General features: G+C 36.8%; 20 protein-coding genes. 10 read left to right on the top strand and 10 right to left on the bottom strand.

Going from position 1 to position 19,459, the window contains the following annotated elements:
- Window positions 1-8 precede the first annotated feature (8 nt).
- From FNN08_RS08785 to FNN08_RS08760, 5 genes are all read left to right on the top strand, one after another.
- Complete coding sequence (locus FNN08_RS08785) at window positions 9-1,535, top strand: FG-GAP repeat domain-containing protein (RefSeq protein WP_143584861.1); 1,527 nt, start codon at window positions 9-11, stop codon at window positions 1,533-1,535.
- The gene (locus FNN08_RS08780) at window positions 1,536-1,889 is read left to right on the top strand and encodes an MGMT family protein (RefSeq protein WP_143584859.1); all 354 of its coding nucleotides are present in this window, start codon (window positions 1,536-1,538) and stop codon (window positions 1,887-1,889) included.
- Between the two features lie 512 nt (window positions 1,890-2,401).
- Window positions 2,402-3,886 carry a PKD domain-containing protein gene (locus FNN08_RS08770; RefSeq protein ID WP_185962607.1) on the top strand — a complete coding sequence of 495 codons (1,485 nt, stop codon included), beginning with the start codon at window positions 2,402-2,404 and terminating at the stop codon, window positions 3,884-3,886.
- Window positions 3,887-4,125: 239 nt separating this feature from the next.
- Window positions 4,126-4,404, top strand: a complete 279-nt coding sequence (locus FNN08_RS08765) for a hypothetical protein (protein WP_143584853.1) — start codon at window positions 4,126-4,128, stop codon at window positions 4,402-4,404.
- Between the two features lie 89 nt (window positions 4,405-4,493).
- Window positions 4,494-5,210 (top strand): hypothetical protein, encoded by a 717-nt coding sequence (locus FNN08_RS08760; protein ID WP_143584851.1) that lies wholly within the window; start codon window positions 4,494-4,496, stop codon window positions 5,208-5,210.
- A gap of 193 nt (window positions 5,211-5,403) precedes the next feature.
- Here FNN08_RS08760 and FNN08_RS08755 read toward each other — a convergent pair whose 3' ends face one another.
- Complete coding sequence (locus FNN08_RS08755; protein WP_143584848.1) at window positions 5,404-6,399, bottom strand: helix-turn-helix domain-containing protein; 996 nt, start codon at window positions 6,397-6,399, stop codon at window positions 5,404-5,406.
- A 114-nt stretch (window positions 6,400-6,513) separates the two neighbouring features.
- Between FNN08_RS08755 and FNN08_RS08750 the strand changes: the two genes are divergently transcribed.
- The 3 genes from FNN08_RS08750 to FNN08_RS08740 all read left to right on the top strand — a co-directional run bounded on the left by FNN08_RS08750 (window position 6,514) and on the right by FNN08_RS08740 (window position 9,451).
- The gene (locus FNN08_RS08750; RefSeq protein ID WP_143584846.1) at window positions 6,514-7,110 is read left to right on the top strand and encodes a hypothetical protein; all 597 of its coding nucleotides are present in this window, start codon (window positions 6,514-6,516) and stop codon (window positions 7,108-7,110) included.
- A gap of 252 nt (window positions 7,111-7,362) precedes the next feature.
- Window positions 7,363-8,739 (top strand): metal-dependent hydrolase family protein, encoded by a 1,377-nt coding sequence (locus FNN08_RS08745; RefSeq protein WP_143584844.1) that lies wholly within the window; start codon window positions 7,363-7,365, stop codon window positions 8,737-8,739.
- A 79-nt stretch (window positions 8,740-8,818) separates the two neighbouring features.
- The gene (locus tag FNN08_RS08740) at window positions 8,819-9,451 is read left to right on the top strand and encodes a DUF3299 domain-containing protein (protein ID WP_143584842.1); all 633 of its coding nucleotides are present in this window, start codon (window positions 8,819-8,821) and stop codon (window positions 9,449-9,451) included.
- 411 nt (window positions 9,452-9,862) lie between these two features.
- On the opposite strand, the gene FNN08_RS08735 is transcribed toward FNN08_RS08740, so the two are convergent.
- From FNN08_RS08735 to FNN08_RS08720, 4 genes are read right to left on the bottom strand one after another with little or no spacing between them, the layout of a single operon-like run.
- Entirely contained in the window at window positions 9,863-10,186 is a 324-nt protein-coding gene (locus FNN08_RS08735; protein ID WP_143584840.1) for a hypothetical protein, read from the bottom strand.
- Between the two features lie 26 nt (window positions 10,187-10,212).
- Complete coding sequence (locus FNN08_RS08730; protein WP_143584838.1) at window positions 10,213-10,770, bottom strand: sugar O-acetyltransferase; 558 nt, start codon at window positions 10,768-10,770, stop codon at window positions 10,213-10,215.
- Between the two features lie 23 nt (window positions 10,771-10,793).
- The gene (locus FNN08_RS08725) at window positions 10,794-11,393 is read right to left on the bottom strand and encodes a glutathione S-transferase family protein (protein WP_143584836.1); all 600 of its coding nucleotides are present in this window, start codon (window positions 11,391-11,393) and stop codon (window positions 10,794-10,796) included.
- Window positions 11,394-11,444: 51 nt separating this feature from the next.
- The gene (locus tag FNN08_RS08720; RefSeq protein ID WP_143584834.1) at window positions 11,445-11,696 is read right to left on the bottom strand and encodes a hypothetical protein; all 252 of its coding nucleotides are present in this window, start codon (window positions 11,694-11,696) and stop codon (window positions 11,445-11,447) included.
- Window positions 11,697-11,824: 128 nt separating this feature from the next.
- Between FNN08_RS08720 and FNN08_RS08715 the strand changes: the two genes are divergently transcribed.
- On the top strand, window positions 11,825-12,616 hold the full coding sequence (locus FNN08_RS08715) for an alpha/beta fold hydrolase (protein WP_143584832.1): 792 nt from the start codon (window positions 11,825-11,827) through the stop codon (window positions 12,614-12,616).
- A gap of 10 nt (window positions 12,617-12,626) precedes the next feature.
- Here the strand turns inward: FNN08_RS08715 and FNN08_RS08710 are convergent, their stop codons facing one another.
- Window positions 12,627-13,961, bottom strand: a complete 1,335-nt coding sequence (locus tag FNN08_RS08710; RefSeq protein WP_143584830.1) for a glycosyltransferase — start codon at window positions 13,959-13,961, stop codon at window positions 12,627-12,629.
- A 411-nt stretch (window positions 13,962-14,372) separates the two neighbouring features.
- Complete coding sequence (locus FNN08_RS08705; RefSeq protein ID WP_143584828.1) at window positions 14,373-14,831, bottom strand: Hsp20 family protein; 459 nt, start codon at window positions 14,829-14,831, stop codon at window positions 14,373-14,375.
- A 263-nt stretch (window positions 14,832-15,094) separates the two neighbouring features.
- Here FNN08_RS08705 and FNN08_RS08700 point away from each other — a divergent pair, with 263 nt between their 5' ends.
- Window positions 15,095-15,706, top strand: coding sequence for a DUF924 family protein (locus tag FNN08_RS08700; protein ID WP_143584826.1), 612 nt, complete (start codon window positions 15,095-15,097; stop codon window positions 15,704-15,706).
- 58 nt (window positions 15,707-15,764) lie between these two features.
- Here the strand turns inward: FNN08_RS08700 and tpx are convergent, their stop codons facing one another.
- From tpx to FNN08_RS08685, 3 genes are all read right to left on the bottom strand, one after another.
- Window positions 15,765-16,394, bottom strand: coding sequence for a thiol peroxidase (tpx, locus tag FNN08_RS08695; RefSeq protein WP_143584824.1), 630 nt, complete (start codon window positions 16,392-16,394; stop codon window positions 15,765-15,767).
- 79 nt (window positions 16,395-16,473) lie between these two features.
- A complete protein-coding gene (locus tag FNN08_RS08690; protein ID WP_143584822.1) occupies window positions 16,474-18,123 on the bottom strand; it encodes an amidohydrolase in 1,650 nt (549 codons plus the stop codon).
- Window positions 18,124-18,237: 114 nt separating this feature from the next.
- Complete coding sequence (locus tag FNN08_RS08685) at window positions 18,238-19,452, bottom strand: ABC transporter permease (RefSeq protein ID WP_143584820.1); 1,215 nt, start codon at window positions 19,450-19,452, stop codon at window positions 18,238-18,240.
- Between the last annotated feature and the right edge of the window lie 7 nt (window positions 19,453-19,459).

Here is a 19,459-nt window from a genome sequence, read left to right as displayed (position 1 = left end):
GAATATAAATGAATAATCATTTACAAATATTAGCTTGGTTAAAGCTTGCTAAAGTTAGTGGCATATTAATACTTCTATTTGCTGAGCTATCAAAGGTGAGTGCTCAAGAGTATGAATTTAGCCATTTTGAAGTTGTAGCACCATTTAATATTGCTCAAGATGTGATCCGCGTAGATTTACTTGAAAATAAAGGCAAAGAGCTTATTTTTATTGGTAATGACAACGGTCAATCTAAATTAACACTCTTTGCATTTGACGATGAAAAACAAAGTTATCAGCAAGTGCTGATTATTGATATCCCTAAAGATGTATTTCGTTTTGATGTAACCGAACCTAAAGAAGACAATTCACAGTCTTTGTATTTCTTAGCAAGTAATCACGTTTTATATTTCAACGCCAAATTAGCACAGCCATTTGTTGCAGTTGCTAAGGTAGATTCAATTTATATCAACGATAACGCAACCTACCTTAAGTCTGCAGAGTTTATTAATGACCTAAATGAAGATGGTTTAAACGATATTATTTTGTCAGATTTTCGTAACTTAAATATTTATTTAAACCAAGGTGCAAATGTTTTTGTAAAACAGGAATTGCCTATTGCACCTACTGTTGAGCTTTATGACAATAGTGTTAGCTATACTGAGAGACCTTATTATTTAGTCGATATGAACCAAGATAATAAAACAGATATTGTCTTATCTGGTGATGCCGAATTGTTGGCATTTATGCAAGCTCCGGGTGGAAAGTTTGCGACTAAACCTACAAGTATTTCTGTGCGCAAAGAAGTGCAAAGCTTAAAGTGGTGGGATGCTCGTGGAGCGGATGGTAAAAGCTTAGATCAAAGTAATTTACAATATCGAACGGTAGAAGAGTTAGAAGATATTAATGGTGATTTACTACCTGATATGGTGGTTGCATATACTCAAAGCTCTGGTGTGCTAGATAAGAGTAATGACTATGAAATTTATTTAGGGCAAATAAATCAAGGAAAATTAAGTTACCCTAACCAAGCTAGTTCATTGGTTAAAGGGGAGGGAACTCTAGCAGGGTTCGAGTTTATTGATTTAAACAATGACCAACGTAAAGAGATATTAGTTTCATCTTTTGATATTTCTGTGTCACAAATAATAAGTGCGCTGTTATCAGGCAGTGTTGACCAAGATGTTTTAATCTTTTCATTAGACAACCAACAAAAATATCAACAAAGAGTAAGTGAACAAGTTCAGCTTAAATTTAGCTTATCTTCGGGGAAAAGTGGCTCTCCAGTGGTCAAATTAGCTGATTTAGACGGAGATGGTATTAAAGAGTTGATTTTATCAGAGTCGGAAACCTCGTTAAATATTTACCCAGGAGATGTTAACAAGCAATTAGTATCTACTCGCTCACAAAGCCTTGAAATTCGTTTACCCAAAAATGGTAAATTACTTAGCTCAGATGATATTAACTTAGATGGTAAAGATGAAATCATCATTCGCTATGACAGTGAAGATGGCGCTAAAAGACACAATAAATTGTTAGTTTTACAGGTTAAATAAGTGTCAGATAAACCTGAAAATCCAAACTATAAAAGGATTTGGGCAACCGTTTTGCTTATTCCAAAAGGGAAAGTAGCAAGCTATGGCCAGATCGCCGATTTAGCTGGCCTGCCAGGCAAAGCAAGGTTAGTAGGACGTGCACTAGGTTTTGCTCCTAAATCAATAAAAGTACCTTGGCACAGAGTGATTAACTCGCAAGGTAAAATATCTTTTCCTATTGGCAGTGAGCACTTTGAACAACAAAAAGGCTTACTGCAAACAGAACAAGTAGTGGTTCTGAATGGCCGAATTAAACTCAAAGAATTTCAATGGCAGCCAGATCTTTCTGAATTATTGTTTAAATTAGAGTATTAGTTATTCGGAATTTATGAACGGTAACTTAGTGCCAATTAGGGACAGTGAACGTCATCTCGAACAGTTTTCTATTGGTTTATTAACTGTCCCCGCCATTAGTGTAGTCTTGACCAATAAAAGAATTATTTTTGTCGCCTAAATACTTCGGTTTAGATGGTAGGCTAAGCTTTGCAACTAAAAAACCTACAACAGGAAGAAACCAAATAACAAAAACAAGAATAACTTTGTTATAGGTATTGAACACTGAGGACTTAATCACTTCTTTAGATATGCTCGCTCATTATTCGTAGACAGCAAGTACGTAACTTATAAATATAATCTATGAATATAAAAGGTGTGAATGACTATAATTCGCTCATCAGAGCCGTTTGTTGTCAATAACTTACGCTATATACTGTGATCGTACAAATTGTGCCATGTACTGCCTTTCATTTTTAAAGTAAGGTTTCTTTTTTACCTAGAATAGGTAAGAATATGGTACTACAAAAGTATATGGATATTAATTTTAATAAATGAAAATACAAAAAAAATGGAACAATAAAAGCCTTTTTGCATTGACGTTGCTGCTATTAAGTGGCTGCGGCGATTCAGGAGGAAGCACAGAGACTACTCCAACGCCACAACCAGCGCCACAACCAGCGCCACAACCAGCGCCACAACCAACGCCACAACCAGTACCTAACAGTATGCCTGTTGCTGATGCGGGCATAGATATTAACGCGAATATTGAGACTTATATTCAGTTGGATGGCAGCAGCAGCTATGATGATGACAATGACTCACTTTCCTACCAGTGGAGTGTTGTACGTCAGCCTCAATATAGTGATTTATTGCTCAACGGTGATGCTCGCTTTAATCCAAATTTTACTGCTGATGTAGTTGGTCAATATGAGATTGAATTAAAGGTATTTGATGGCAAGGATTATAGTCTGACGGATTCGGTATTGATAAATGCTGAGCAACAAACGCTTGACTGTAACGCATTAGACCCAAATAAAATTTACCTACTAGGAACGCTTCAAGAAAACACCCGTTACTATGGAATTGTTGACCCGAGCAATCCTCACGATTTTTGTGTTGGCTTAATTAAAGATCATTTGATTGAAGGACAAATTGCTAGCACTGGTCGCTACTTATATTCAGATTCTGGTTTCCCTAACAAAAATTTTTATGCATTTATGTATCAAGAGATAAGTCGTGATGATAATGGCTATTGGGTATACCCAGATGCAAATCTTTCCGATGAGGTAATTATCCATACAGCAAAAGCAGAAGGTTGTGGTTTTAGTCGGATGTTGGTGGTACCAGGTATTGAAGAGCTTGTATACTCATGCCCCAATAGGACGTTCTATGATCAAACGGGAAATGAGATTTATGATACGGGCACTACCAGTATTAATCGCCTGTTAGCAGTATTTCCAGATGGTGGCCTTTTGGTGTTTACTGCTGAAAAAGGGATTATTTACGTTGATGCGAATCTTGACGAAACAGTGTTAAATATGCCCTATGCTTATGATTGGACATATTACAGCGGCGCTCGACAGTTTATCGCCCCTGAGTCAGGCGATACAAAAGTCTGGTTGGCATATTATAAATCAAATACCAATGTAAACGACTCAATAAGACTTACTATTAACTTATCCACTATGGAAGTATTAGAAGATGGGTATTTTTCTGACATGCCTTCTGGCTACAATGCTGATATTGATACAAGTAAGCTAGATCTTGAGGGTAACCTTTGGCAAATAGCTTATCATCAAGACGATAGAGACAAGAGAATTATTGTGAAGCGCCCAGTTGCGTCTTCAGGTCGCCAAGCGAAAGTAATATACAATCACGAAACACTTGAAGGTTCTGAGATATATATCGGCCCAACTGATAGTTGTTACGATGTTCCTTATGGAGAGCCTTGCGACGATGATCTTTATCACTGGGAATATCATGATAATTTATTCTTAAAAATTGACGGGTTTTCATACCTAATCACGGGTTCATAAGAGTTCAACCTGAGACCTTTATAAAAGTTCACCTTTAAAGCCCTAGTGATTAATATCCAAGGCATTAACCTTAAGTGGGGACACTAAAAAATTCGAGGCATAGTCCTCGAATTTTTATTCACAATATTGAATATTTGACTTGTTCATGGGTTAAGATAGGATAAGTTAGGTGAGCGGTTGATGTACTTCCGCTTTGAGCGATGAACCGTCATTGACCAAGCTAATAAAAGGATTTTTATATGTACTTAGCACCAGATGATAAAAAAAGATTAGTTAATATATTAAAAGGGACATCATTCTCTATCCCTGAAATCATGATGGGTGTAATTAATATATTTCAAATTCTTATGTACGCATTTAGCGACCTTTCAATTCAACATGCAACTCTTGGTTTAGTCGTTGGATTATTCATACAGATTAGTTTGCATGTAAATTCTCGGTTTAGTGCTTTGTTGGCATTACTTGAACCTGAGGGCTTATCCAATATAGAGTCCAAGTTGAAGCTGTCAAAAGAATAAGTCAACGACAAAAAAGAGCGATAAAGAGACCGTCACAAATTTACATCAGCACGGATGTTTAATAAAAAAATAAATTTAAGGAAGAATTTTTGAAGAAATTTATAGCCACCATTATGCCAATATTCTTATTTTCATGCGGCGGGGATGAGGATGATTTTTTTTGCAATGATTCAGAAGAGCCAGCTATTGAAATTGAAGTTTTTGATAGTGCAACCCAGTTACCCATATCCTGTGGAGCAAAAGCGACTATACAGGATGGTACATTTACCCAAGAAGTAGAAAACACTCCAGAAACGAACTGTGATGATTCCATTATTTTAGGGGCTGCGGATGAGCGTGCAGGTAACTACGACATTAGCATTTCTAAAGAAGGTTACTACGAATGGAATACCTACAACGTAGTAGTATCTGAAAATGAATGCCACGTAAACACGGTAAATATACAAGCCTATCTAGAAAAAATATCTCCAGAAGATCAAGGCGTGGCCTGTACTGACAATATAGAATCTGGACTATGGTTTGAATTATTTGATAAAGAAACAGGAGAGCGACTTCATTGTGATGCCACAATCACAATTGAAGATGGCGATTATATAGAAGAGCTCATTGATTGTATGGGCGGATCTAGTGCGGCAGGGGATGGTGATTTTATAATCGGTGTCGGAGCTGCACCTGAAAGAGCTGGTATTTACAATGTCACTATTGAAAAAGAAGGGTATCAAAACTGGTATAGTTCAAACATTGAAGTATCTGAAGGCATTTGTCATGTCAACCAAGTTCAAATACAAGCGTACTTAGAGAAGTAGATTTTAAAATTAATCTAAAACCCACAGGCAGCAAAGAGCGAACAACGGACGTTCACAGTAATAAAGCTACATTGATTCGCTTCTACAAAAAGGGTCTTATGTAACTCCACCTTTTTATCGTAAATAGCTATAAGCTTATAGGGCGTTGTACAAAGCCCTATAGTTATCATTGTCTCGAAGTTGATAGGTAACGTTACTCTACCTTTCGGTATGAGGACGGCGTCTGTCCATAACTTTTTTTAAAAGCTCGGCTAAAATGTCCGGTGTTTTTATAATGTATAGAACGTGCAATATCTTCAATCGACATTGCGCTATCTTTTAGCAGCCTTGATGCTTGCTTCATTTTTAGTTCTTGAATTATGTCTACATATGAAGAATTAAGTTGCCATAAATTTCTTTGTAATGTTCTTAAGGAACATTGAGCCATTAGCGCAACGGCTTTAGCTGTTGGAAGCTCATTAATATCGTAAACCATTAAAATAGACTTTAACCTTGATACAGGATCATCAACGTTTTTTCTTAAAAAAGCGCTTGTACCAATATTGCCAAACTCTTTAAAAGTACAGGCTGTTTTAAGCAGTTGATTAGGGCATTTCAATAAACTTTTAGGTATTAAAAAGGAAAAATAAGCTTGGTTATCATCAACCTTATTTATCGGTATGTTGACCGTGGCATTACTCCTAACAGTTGCGTAATCAATTTTAAAGTTCTCACCTGTAACTTTCTTTACTAACTCTTGAAAAAAGCTTAATAAATATAATTCGACTTCAAAATAACCCTGGTTAGGAGTGTTTAATCCACCTTTATGGCAAAATTGAATAGTTTGTTGATGCTCTACAATAAAAAAGTTAGCGTTAGAGGAGCCAAGTTGTGAATGCTTAATGAAGCTATTAAGTATATTTTCTAAAGTACTCTCTTCAACTGCCAGAAGGCTTAAATTTGCCAATCCATTTATGCCCGCGTTTAGCCCAGCATACCAGCCAAATCCATTTAAGTTTTCTTTACAGCAAATATCCGTAAACATTTCATAAATTAATGGTGTTGAAATGGCTATGTTTTTGCATTGGATTACGCTCTTTTTGGGTAAGAAGTGTTGAGCTAGGTAAGTATCGACATCTATATTTTTAGTTTTTAAATAGTGAATGAAGTAAGCAAAAATTTCTGATGAGGTTGTAGTAAATGAAAGCAATTTTACAACTTATTAACTAATGTGGCGTATTATGGTAAATATTATATGTATTAAATTGATTCTACAACTATACTTTGATTTAAATTTAATAGTTATCAACTAATTGGCTTCTATATGGTTCAGCTTCAACGTCTTATTTTTAATGCCATTTCTTTAGGTGCATTGTGCTTAAGTTCATTCGCAATGGCCGATAAAGGGGCTTCTGCTGATGAAGCCGCTAAAGAACTTGCCAACCCAAATACTGCTTTTGCAAGTCTAGCTTTCAAAAATCAATTCAAATCATTTGAGGATGATACAGAGCTTACCCAAACATTATTCCAACCAGTTTTGCCTTTTCTGCTTGATGGCGGTAATAAAATTATATTCAGACCTGCTCTACCTATAGTCTACGATAGTAGAAATGAGGAATCAGGCTTAGCCGATATCAGTTTTGATTTAGTTTACGCATTTGGTGATACAACGCCGGGAACATTGTTTGCCTTAGGTATGGTTGGTTCAATGCCAACGGGTGATGACAAAGTTGGTGGCGGTGAAGTTACGGCTATTGGTCCTAGCTTGTTTTACGGAAAAATGGACAAGCAAGGCTTAATAGGGGCATACACTTCTCATATTCAAAGTACCGATGAAGGTGACTTAGGTGATGCAGGTAAACTAAGCGTGACGTCATCGCAATTAATGTGGATTAACTTTGCCTCTGGCGGCTGGACTTAGGGCTCAGCACCTAAAGTTGAGTACAATCATGAAGCTGATAATGAATGGACAATTCCTTTAAATATTAACATCAGTAAGACGGCAATCTTAGGCTCTCGTCCATGGAAATTTGGTTTTGAAATAGATTACTACGTGGAAAAAGACGATGATTTTGGTCCTGATTTTATGGTGACTTTTACTATCACTCCAGTAGTCGAAAATGTTTTTAATACATGGATAAATGGTTAAATTTAACAAAAATAAGGTAAGTATATGAAAGCTTTGAAATTAAAAACGATAGCGGTAGTTTGTTCCGCACTTGTAACTGGCGCAGCATCGGCAGGACAAGTGCTTTTCAAAAATGTTGATATTTTTAATGGTACAGAAAATAAACTGTATGAAGATCATTTTGTACTAGTTGAAGATAATAAAATTAAGCGTATTTCGGCAAAGTCGATTAAAGCTGATAGCGAAGCGACAGTGATAGACGGTACAGGAAAAACGTTAACACCTGGTTTTATCGAAAATCATGCTCACCTAATGTTAATGGGGCCAACACTACCAGCAATGGAGTCTAATGCAACTTGGGAAGATTTTGCTATACACGGTACTCGTATGGCTGAAATGTATTTAATGCAAGGCTTTACCACAGTGCGTGACGCTGGTGGAGCCAATGGTGGTTTACGTAGGGCAATTGATGCTGGTCAAATTAAAGGGCCACGTTTTTACCCTTCAGGTGCTTTTTTAAGTGCAAGAGGTGGTCATGCTGATTTCGCCAACTACTCTTCACCCGTTGGGGCTGAAACCAACATGGGGCGATTAAATTTAGCGCAAGAAGCTGACAGTGTTGCCGAAATTAAAAAGTATGCACGTAATAATATGCGTATGGGGGCAACACAATTAAAGTATATGCAATCAGGTGGCGTTACATCAGCTTTTGACCCATGGCAATTACTCGCGGGATCTAAAGAAGAGTTAGAAGCTGCTGTAGGTGTGGCGGATAGCTACGGTTCATATGTTATGGCCCATTCATATCGTAAAGAGGCCATTATTGCAGCCTTAAATGCTGGCGTTAAAACTATTGAGCATGGTTTTATGTTTGATTGTGAAATATCTGAACTAATGAAAGAGAAAGGGGCTTATATTACAACTAATATTACCGCTTTTGACCCTGGCTTATTAGATATTCCCGCAGTTAAAAATGTGCCTTCAAGTTTACGTAAAGCAAAATCGGCTACAGAAGCATTTAAAACGTATATGCCTAGTATGACAAAAGAGTGTCCTGCACCACGCGGCTTTCAAACTGATTGCGTAGGCTCTGTTGACGCATGTAATATTCAAATTGCATATGAGAAACACCTGAACAATCAATTCTTCGGACCATTTGAATCTTTAAAAACATTAACATCTGTTGGGGGAGAAATTGCCGCATTAACGGGCGATTACTGGAACCCTTATCCAGAAGGTAAACTTGGTGTGATTGAAGTTGGTGCTTATGCCGATATTCTTTTATTAGACGGCAATCCATTAAAAGACTTTTCTATTGTTGGTACTGGCGATAAATGGTTTGGTGCTGAAAAACGTTCAGACAGCCCTGAAACAATCAAGTTAATCATGAAAGATGGTGTTATTTACAAAAATACACTTTAAGTAAAACTAGGATCAACGTTAATCTCAAGCGTTGATCCTTTTTAATGTTCAAGTTTTTTCATATCCATGTTGAGTCCCTATGTTCGTAAAATTAAGTGTAGTTTTTTTATTGTGTGTAAGTATCATTAATGCTTCTCTTGCTTCTGAAGTTGTTGAATGGAATACATTACAACCTGATCTTCCTGAAAAAAATATCGTTTTGCCAGAGTTGACCAAAGAACAATTAGGCAAGATTCAAGAAATTTTCTCACTTATGCACACGCATGATCGCGACACACATTCAGAAATTGACAAGATTAAAGCAGAATTAAAACAAGAAGGCATTGATGCTGATGAAATGTTTCGAATTCGTGAAGAGTACATGGTGCAAAAGCAGGAGGAAGTAGAATCGCTAAATCATCAACTTGATGGTAAAGATATTCGCATGGCAGGCTTTTTACTACCTGTTGCTTTTAAAGGCGATATGGTAACAACAGAGTTTTTGCTTGTACCCACAGCAGGCGCCTGTGTACACATGCCACCACCACCAGCGAACCAAATTATTCGAGTATCATTTCCACAAGGCTACAGTATTAAAACAGTTAAGGAACCTATTTGGGTGGAAGGCAAGTTAAATGCTAATTTACACACCGAAAACCTGCATATTGTCGATGGTAAACGTGATATCACTATGGGTTACAGCATGGTGGCAACTAACGTTACTGAACTTTAATGGTTTCGTTTAGACATCATTAAGTATCAGTATTCAATAATCAGAAGAGGTGAGCGTGTTTTATTCGTAACCTTATAAAGAGATTAAATAAATTGAACGGCTCAAAATGGCACTTTTCAGCCGGTCGAGCCACTTTGAAACTGGAGGAGATTCCATCCAAAAACACGATGGAATGACGATGCTCTTTTTCTTATGTTGTGAATGACTCTAGTTGGCACTGAATTGCCGTTCAAAGTCACCGTATAACTGGAGAAGATTCCGTTCAAAAGCGCAACGGAATGACGGAGTATTTTTTCTAATATCGTATAGAGGCAGCTGGCACAAACCGGACCCACGGCACGTTCAATGAGGTCGTGGCCTTCGCCACGATGACGGTGCTCTTTTTCTACTTATGATGTGGTAATGCTTTGATTACTTGACTAAGTTCTCTGTCATTATTTCTAATGTCTTATCAACATCAAGTTCTGCTAGTTGGTATTGGTTTGATGTTTCTACATCGCCATCATTTGTGCCTAATGCAATATCCACTGTTTCAGGCTTTTCGTCGTGTAGTAAGAACACAATCTTTTTGTTGTTACTAATGCAGTTAATAATCACAGCGTCTGAGTTCATACCTTGTTGGCGCAGTACTTTATCCATAATGCCTATTGAAGTATTTATGTTGGTATATAGGTGAAAGAACTTGTCATTAGCTGCAGCAATGATTTCGGAAAGTTGTTTTAGTTTTGGTGTCATAATTTTCAGTTTGTTTAGGTTTATATTTATTTGTTCGAGCTAATAATTTTAGCGGGATTACCGCCTACTGTTACGTCATCTGGTACATCTTTTGTTACTACACTACCTGCGCCTATAATGCTTCTATTGCCGATAGTTACTCCCGGTAAAATAATCGCGTTACCGCCAATCCACACATCATTGCCTATTGTTATTGGCAAGGCTGATTCAAAGAACTTTCTTCTTATTGCTGGATCTTTAGGATGAGTGGATGTGTATATTTGTACGCCAGGCCCAATAAAAACATGGTTTCCTATAGTCACTTTAGCCGCATCTAAGACAACGCAGTTATAATTGAAGAAAACTTGTTTGCCTAGCGTTATATTTTGGCCGTAATCACAATGAAATGGTGGTTCAATCCATATTTGATACTTTTGCCCGAATAAAGATTTGAGTAGTGCTTGGCGCTGTTTGGTATCTTGAGGTGATGAATCATTAAACTCTTTACAAAGTAGGGCGCAATCTTCGCGTTCTTTAGATAGTTCACGATCAAGCGGGTTATATTGCTCACAATTAAGCATTTTGTCTTTTTCAGAACGGCTCATTGGTAATCCAGAAATTAATGATCTTATTGCGCTATTTTACAATAGCCCGGTTGTTGTTCTACCCGTACTAACCAAGCATTTATATTAGGGTAGTTAACAAGACTTATGCCACCTTCATCGGCTACATGAGTGTAAGCATAGAGTGATATATCGGCAATACTGTATTGATTACTAACAAAAAAACTATTAGTTGATAAGTGGTTTTCCATTACATCTAAAGCTTTATATGCACCTTGCTGTTTTTGCTTATATTCCTCTAAACGCTCTGCTGGTAAGCCTAAGTATTTTTCAATAAAACGAGCCACAGCTATGAAAGGTTCGTGGGAGTATTGTTCGAAGAATTGCCATTGCAGTATTTTTGCTTGATGATAGAGGTCATTTGCGAGTAGAGGCGAATTTTGCGCAAGGTAATTTAAAATAGCATTTGATTCAGTTAAGAACTCACCAGAGTCGAGTTCTAAAACAGGAATTTTGCCGTTAGGGTTTTTAGCTAAAAAATCACTGGATTGCGTCTCTTTATTTAAAATATCTACTTCTATCCATTGGTGTTCAATATTTAAATTTGCGCACAATAACTGCAATTTATAGCAGTTGCCTGATTTTCTATCACCATAAATTATCACTGGTTAACAACTCCATTTAACTGATTTATTATTGCTTAATTTATATCATGTTTATTTGGCAAAAGCTTTGTTACCGATGATTTTAAATGCTGGTGTGCCATTTACTAAAACATCACGAGCAAAAATACTATCACAGTTTGGGCACTGGCATGACTGCTTAGTAAAGTCTTGGGTAATACGCTCTTTAAAGCATTTTAATAACGCACCTTTTCCACCTTTTTTATACTTAAATAATACGCTTTTACATTGCCTGCATAAAATATCTACGCTTTTAGTGGGCAACTTTTTATTTGGTTTGGCCATAATCAATTAGAGTGAGTGATTAACAAGATTTCATTATATAAATTAGGCCACAGTAATACTATTCAATTTATGATTAAGCTAAGATAGGCGAATTATAAATTAGTATTATCCATTAAAGGCTTGTTTGGATGTTAGTTAATGAAGATTTAATGCAGGGGGCAACTGTTTCAGGAAGTGGTCCAGCCGTAGTTTTATTGCACAGCTCTTTGAGTAGCTCTAAGCAATGGCGACTATTAGTTTCCATGCTTAGTAAAAACTACCTTTGTATTAACATTGATTTATTAGGCTACGGCAGTGCTCCAGAGGTTATTGATGCAGTTAATTACTCCCTCAATACTGAAGTGGAACGGGTAATGTCGATCGTGAATCATGTCATCGGCACACAAGGTTTTCATTTGGTAGGGCATTCGTTTGGTGGTGCTAATGCATTAAAAATCTCTGTTGAAAACCCTGATAGATTACTAAGTTTAAGTTTGTTTGAACCTGTTGCTTTTCATTTGCTTGAAAAAGGTAGTGAGGTTCGCAAGCAAGTTGATGAGTTTGCCCACAATGTTGCTATTAGCTCAAATGAAGAGGGCGCGAGAATTTTTACCAATACTTGGAATAAACCCGGATTTTTCGATCAATTACCGATAAAAATGCAGCGTTTGATGGCGCAAGATATTGATAAAGTAAACCTAGATTTTAAAGGGTTAATTTCGGAAAACTATACGGCTCAAGATTTGGATAAAATCACCTGTTTGGTAAACTTAATGTGTGGTACACAAAGCCCTGACATAAGTAAAACATTGATCAGTATTTTACAAAACAATATAACAGGATCGAGCCTGACAGAGTTTGATGCTGGCCACATGGCACCAATTAGTCATGCTAATGACATAGCTAATAAGATTGAACAGTTTATCGATTCGATAGTTTAAAGGGGGTTAGCTAAAGGCCGACTCTAACCCACTTTTGCCATTGTAAGCTTTGTTTTTTCACTAAACGTTTTATGCTTCGGCAAAGCGCTTGAAACTCTACAACTTCAACAACATAAAATAATAACCAAGCTACAGGCGCTAGTAATAACAAATTTCGATGGAATCGGCTTTTATAGTGCGCATGTACTTGTATCGTGATCATTACCGTCATAAACGAGATTAGTAGCGCTAACGGTAAGTAATCATTGCTATAAAAGGTAATAGCAAAAAAAGCGACCACAATTAAAGCTTCAAGTAATAAAATAAACTCTGCGTATACCGCTACCGGAAATACTAACCAAGTCAGATATTTACTATGATGCTTTTGCTTACTAAAGAATAACTCTTTGTATTTAATAAATGTTTGAAAACGGCCAAACTTCCAACGAAGCCTTTGCTCAAATAGCCCCTTCCAACTTGATGGTCCTTCAGTATAAGTAATGGCATCACTGGCAAATTTGGTTTTATAACCTGCAGCTAAGATCCTTGTCGACATTTCAATATCTTCGGTAACTATCTCGCTATTGAAAAAACCTACTTCTGTTAGCACTTTTCTGCGATAAGCCGCTGCGGCGCCGCCAATAATGAATACCGAATTTAATACTGAATCAGCACGTCTTAAAAAGAAGCCACATAAGTATTCTAATTGCTGAATAACCTCAATAGGCTTACTTTTATTGCCGATAACGACGTTGCCAGCGACAGCGCCAACCTTGTCACAACTAAATTGCTTAACGGTATTTTTAATGGCATTTGGGTCCATAATACAATCGCCATCTATGGTCATAACAATGTCATTTGAGGCAACCTTTAACGCTTGGTTCAATGCATTAGATTTACCACCATTAGTAAGTGCAAGGTAGTGTAGCTGTATATTCGAGTTTAAACTTGGCGTTTGATGCTCAATATAGTTTGTCATTAACTGATGAGTCTTGTCAGTTGAACCATCATTAATAACAATGATTTCAAGTTTTGGGTATTGAGTGTCGATAACCGATTGTAGGGTTTTGATGATACCCACTTCTTCATTGTAAGCCGGTATTAAAACTGTTACTGACAAAGGCTCTATCTTATTAACGTTAGCGCTGATCTTTCTAGACAAAACGGAGTAGATTGGTAGTAGTAATAACTGTAATACATACCTAAATAACATGGGTAGTAATAACAAAAACAAAATCAAACGAGCATCGTTAAATATAGGTGCTGCAACTTTTTCTGTCGTCAGCGCTAAATAAAATACGATGAAGGTAATGCTAAATAAAACCAAAAGGGGTAATCGTTGCAGTAATGATAATGAAATTTTCATGGTGATAATTCTCTGTAATACTTAATCAGGACATCCATTACCTTTAGCTGTAAATAAAATGTTAATTTGTTTTTAGAGGCTAGCAGTATGCCTATATTTTCTCAGATGTAAATAGCTCTAACTACATGGTTAGTTGGCTTGAAAGTCTTGCTATTGTTGGTTTGTACAATAATCTCTGGTTTTTGTGATGATTCAGGTGTGGCTATAAATTGAGCTAAGTCTTTGCGGGATAACTGTTTAAAAATAATCGCAAACAATATAGGTTCGAGCTTGTTTGTTTATAATGTTGTAAAGATTTACTTTAAATAAAATATAAAAAAGCATAAAAAAACCCGACAAAGTCGGGCTAAAAAATAGGGAGAGTTGTTGCCAATTAATTAAAATTGGCATTTTGCGCGAGCAAATCAAGCCTTAATTAGATTCTCCTTCAAGTAAACTTTTACCGTTAATGGCAATTTTACGAGGTTTTAAGGCTTCAGGGATTTCTCTTAATAGATCTATATGTAATAAACCATTTTCCATATGGGCAGAGATAACTTTTACATGATCTGCTAGTTGGAATTTTCTTTCAAAGTTGCGTTCGGCAATTCCTTGATAAAGGTAAGTTACGTTAGTATCTTCTTCTTTAGCTACCTTAGTACCAGTAACTACTAATGAATTCTCTTTCGATTCGATATCTAATTCAGAGTCAACGAATCCTGCAACAGCCATAGTAATTCGATATTTATCTTCGGCTATTGAAATGATGTTGTATGGAGGATAAGCAGGTTGTTTTTCTGCTTTATTTGCTTTGTCCATTAATGAGGCTAAGTGCTCAGCACCAATGAATGAACGGTATAATGGTGAAAAATCTTTTGTAAGTGTACGCATAGTCATATCCTAGCTATTTAGCAATATGTTAATAATGTGCCTTTCCGAGGAACAGGCGTTTAATTTACCAATCTTGTTGTTATGACATTTGATTCTATAATCAAGTTATCAATCGACAACATTTAGACTTGATGTGTGTAGACCCTTTATGGCGACTACAATATAAAGATGGGAACGTTGGTTTTATTTTCAAGGATAAAATTAAATTAATTTTAATAAAATTTTATTTTGTAATTTAACGCTTTGATATATAAGGATAATTAATGAGCGGGAATATTGATGAAGTAATTGATTTTTGGTTTGGTAAGTTAGATAACCAACTATCACCAGCTCAAAATCAGCGAATTTGGTATAGTGCAACCACTGATGATGATGCTTTTATTTTACAAAAATTTGAACATCTCTATCTACAGGCATTAAATGGTTCATTAGAATATTGGATGTCTTCTGCTAAAGGCGCAATGGCCCTAATTGTTTTATTAGATCAAATGCCCAGAAATATGTTTCGCGGCACTGAGCAAGCGTTTTTAAGTGATCACTTAGCACTTAAATATTGCTTACAAGGGATTGAGAAAGGGTATGACAAACAACTGGCATTAATTGAGCGGGTGTTTTTTTATCACCCTTTAGAGCATGCAGAAGATTTAGCACTGCAACAACAATGTGTGAGTCACTTTCAAAGTTTACAGCAAGTTTATACAGATGAGTCTCATCAAGAACTAATTAGACATTCTTTGAGTTTTGCTAAGCAGCACGAGCAGATAATCGCACAATATGGACGTTTTCCATATCGCAATGAAGTATTGGGAAGGGAATCTAGTGATGCTGAGTTGCAGTTTTTAAAAACCGGCGTTAATTTTGGTCAAACAACTTAATTCTAGTTAATAACCTAATTTAAATTAGTTGCTTGACCGATATTGTCACTTATATTTTTTAATTACTTTGTGTAACTTCGTGCTCTGTAGTTACTTCAACAGCAATATTAGCTGCTTCTTTAACAGCCTCTATTGCTGCATCATAATCAGGGTGCATTGATATGTCGGCAACTAACTCTTTGTAGGTGATTTTTCCACTGCCATCAATAACAAAGATAGCTCGGCTAAGTAAGCCCATATCTTTAATCAGCAAACCGTATTTTTCACCAAAATCACGCCATACCGAATCAGATAAAACGGTAATATCTTCAACGGTTTCTGTAGTACAAAAACGTTTTTGGGCAAACGGTAAATCATTACTAATAGTTAACATAGCAACTGAATCTGGAAGGTTGGCAACTTCTTCATTGAAGCGTTTAGTTTGCAGTGAACAAACACCAGTATCTAAACTTGGCACCACCGACAGCATTACTGTTTTGCCGGCAAAATCACTTAGCTTTACTGGGCTGAAACGCTCATTTACCACTCTAAAATTAGGTGCTTGAGAGCCAACATATACTTGTTTGCCAAGCAGAGTAATTGGTTTACCACCAGCAACTACTAAGCCTGTAGTTTGTTTAATACCGTCAGCGGCAATTGCGCTAAAGCTGATTGCTGTAGCCATACATAGTGTGAGTAATTTCTTCATAGTTCTACTTATTATAAAATATTGAGGTAATGGTAGTTAAAATATCACTTTGGTGAAAGTGATATCTTCGAGTTTTAACTTAAAACTCAACTTTTTTACCATTTACCCAAGTATTAATTACCTTGGTTTTCCAAATCTCTTTAGCATCGATAGTAAATATATTTTGATCAATTAAAATAAAGTCGGCTTTTTTACCGGTTTCAATCGAGCCAATGATTTTCTCTTGATGGCCAGCGTAAGCTGCATCTATGGTAAAAGATTTAAATGCTTCAGCTATGGTCATTGCTTCATTGCTATACCAACCATTTTCAGGCTGATTTTGTTGATCTTGTCTTGTTACCGATGAATGTAAACCAAAAAATGGGTTAGGGTATTCAACAGGGAAGTCAGAGCCAGCTGCTATTACAGCTTTAGCCTCTAATAATGAGCGCCATGCATAGGCTCCTTTAATACGTTCGCTACCAACCCTGTCTTCGGCCATATTTTTATCGCTTGTCGCATGAGTTGCCTGCATTGATGCGATAATACCTAACTGGTGGAAGCGAGGAATGTCTGATAGTTGCAAAATTTGCGCATGCTCAACGCGATGACGTAAATCTTTTGTTTTGGTTTGTTTAATTAACTGCTCATAATTATCGATAACTATTTTATTGGCATTATCACCTATGGCATGAGTGTTCACTTGGAACCCTGCTTGCATAGATTGCTTCATTACTGCGGTCAGCTCTTCGTTACTATAAAGTAATAAGCCCTTATGATGAGGCATATCTGAATAGTCTTCAATTAGAGCAGCACCGCGGCTACCTAAAGCGCCATCAGCAGAAATTTTAACCGAGTTAATTAACAGCATATCGTCTTCTGAATTGAAATGACCTTTAGCAAGTTGCTTACTAAATTCAGGATCCCAAGCGCCAAGCATGGCATTTATACGAATGAGCATTTCATCATTAGCACTCATTGCTTTAAAGGCATCAATGTTTGCTGTTTCAATACCTGCATCATGAACACTAGTTAGCCCAACTTTAGCTAGAGACTTCATCGCAAGTGATAATGCTTCTTTTGTTTGTTGTGGTGTTAATGCTGGAATTTTAGCGAAAACAAGGTTCATGGCATTATCAACTAATACGCCTGTTGGGTTACCTTGCTCGTCACGTATTATTTGGCCGCCATCAACTTCTTTAGTATCTTTATTAATGCCTGCTAATTCTAACGTTTTGCTATTTACCCATAAGGCATGACCATCAACCCTATCAAGGACAACAGGGGTATCTTTAAAATACTTATCTAAGCTTTTCGCGGTTGGAAATTGTTTGTTTTGCCACTGAACTTGGTTCCAACCACGGCCTTTTATCCAGCCATTACTTGGGTTGGCTTTATTAAACTCGACTACTTGCTGCACAGCATCTTGCTCTGAAGAAGTGGAATATAGCTCTGCGCTTGTTAGACTTAACCCGTAACTAAGCACATGACCGTGTGCATCAATTAAGCCTGGTAATAAGGTTTTACCTTGTCCATCAATTCGTTTGATATCAGAATTTGTTGGTAATTTATCCGAGCTAAAAAAGACTTTGTCAATCTTGTCATCACTAAATTGTACCGCTTTGAACTGTTGTAATTGCTCGCCGTTATGCGAGTAACCTTGAATATTCTCGATTAAGGTTGTTGCTGCGAGTAGGTTTGGTGAAAGTAGGGTGGCAATAATTGCGCTAGTAATCTTTAAATGTTTCATAGATATTTTAAATTTTAGTTATTGTGTCGTTATAGTATCAATATTGAAATTAACAGCAATAGCTAGAATTGAAAAAGGGCCGTTAGGCCCTTTTGATTATAAAAAATACTTGCTTTAGGCTGTCCTTGTTGCGGTAGCTGGCGGAATATTTGCAGCTTTTCGAGCTGGATAAAGCACGGCAAGTTGGCCAACAAAATATAAAACAATTACACCAAAGACAATAATCTCAATATTGATTGGCGACATAGACAATGTATTTACTAACCATATATTTAAGCCTATTGCACCTGCTATGCCTAACACAATACCAAAGCTTGAAATCATTATGTTTTCAATCATAAAGTAACTCATTATTTGGCCTTTACTTGCACCTAAAGCTCGGCGTGTGCCTATTTGTTTAGTACGACGATTAATACTGAACATTGCCAAACCGACAATACCAAAGCCAGTGATCAAGGTTAGAACAACAATTACCGTTGATAGGATTTTATTTACCGCATTGTGACCACGATAACTGCGCTCTCGTATATCATCCATGGTAGTGACTCGGCGGATGATTCGGCCTTTGTTACTATCAGCTAATGCTTTTTCAATAATAGGCATTAATTCATCTCGGCGGCCTGGTTCGGTTTTTATCATATAGCGGCTGCCCATTGTTTCCATTTTAAAAGGCACAAGCATGCTGCGTTCGACGCCATCCCAACCATTCCATGGTGCTTGTAATGTTTTGACAATACCTATTATTTGCATAGGTTGTTCTTGCGATATGTAAGCTGTTTTACCTACTGCAGAGTGCCAATCATCAGCAAATAAACTTTCAGCCATTGCTTGGGTTATAATAGTTTTAGCTGGCCAGGTTGTTTGCGATGATTCTCGCCATTGGATATCATTTATCGAAAAGTTTTCACCTGCGATAAGCTCTAAACCTAAAGTGTTAATAGCATGGTCATCAACCATGTAAACAGCAACGCCAACACTATCCTTACCTACTCCAGACTCTGTTTGTAAGCCCATTGACCAACCGCCCCCACTCATTGGTATAGCATTAATTTGAATGGCATCGACAACACCTTCGGTATTACGTAACAATGTTAAATCTTCTTCTAAGGCAACTTGTTGGTTGTAGTCAGTGGCAAAAATGGTGTTATTTACAAAGAATAAATTTGCTTCATCTAGCCCACTTGGTCTATCCATTTGAGCATTACGTTCTTGCATCATGAAAATTGCATTGGTCATGATAGTTAACGTTAGTGCTATTTGTAGACCAATGAGTAAAGCACCTACTTTGTTGCGCAATAATGCGCGAAATATCAATCCTAACTCTAGCATTATGCTC

The sequence above is a fragment of the Thalassomonas sp. M1454 genome, from assembly GCF_007097525.1.
Lineage (GTDB): Bacteria > Pseudomonadota > Gammaproteobacteria > Enterobacterales > Alteromonadaceae > Thalassotalea_A.
The sequence above is the reverse complement of the archived record's forward strand: the minus strand, read 5'-3'. Positions and strand labels throughout refer to the sequence as shown.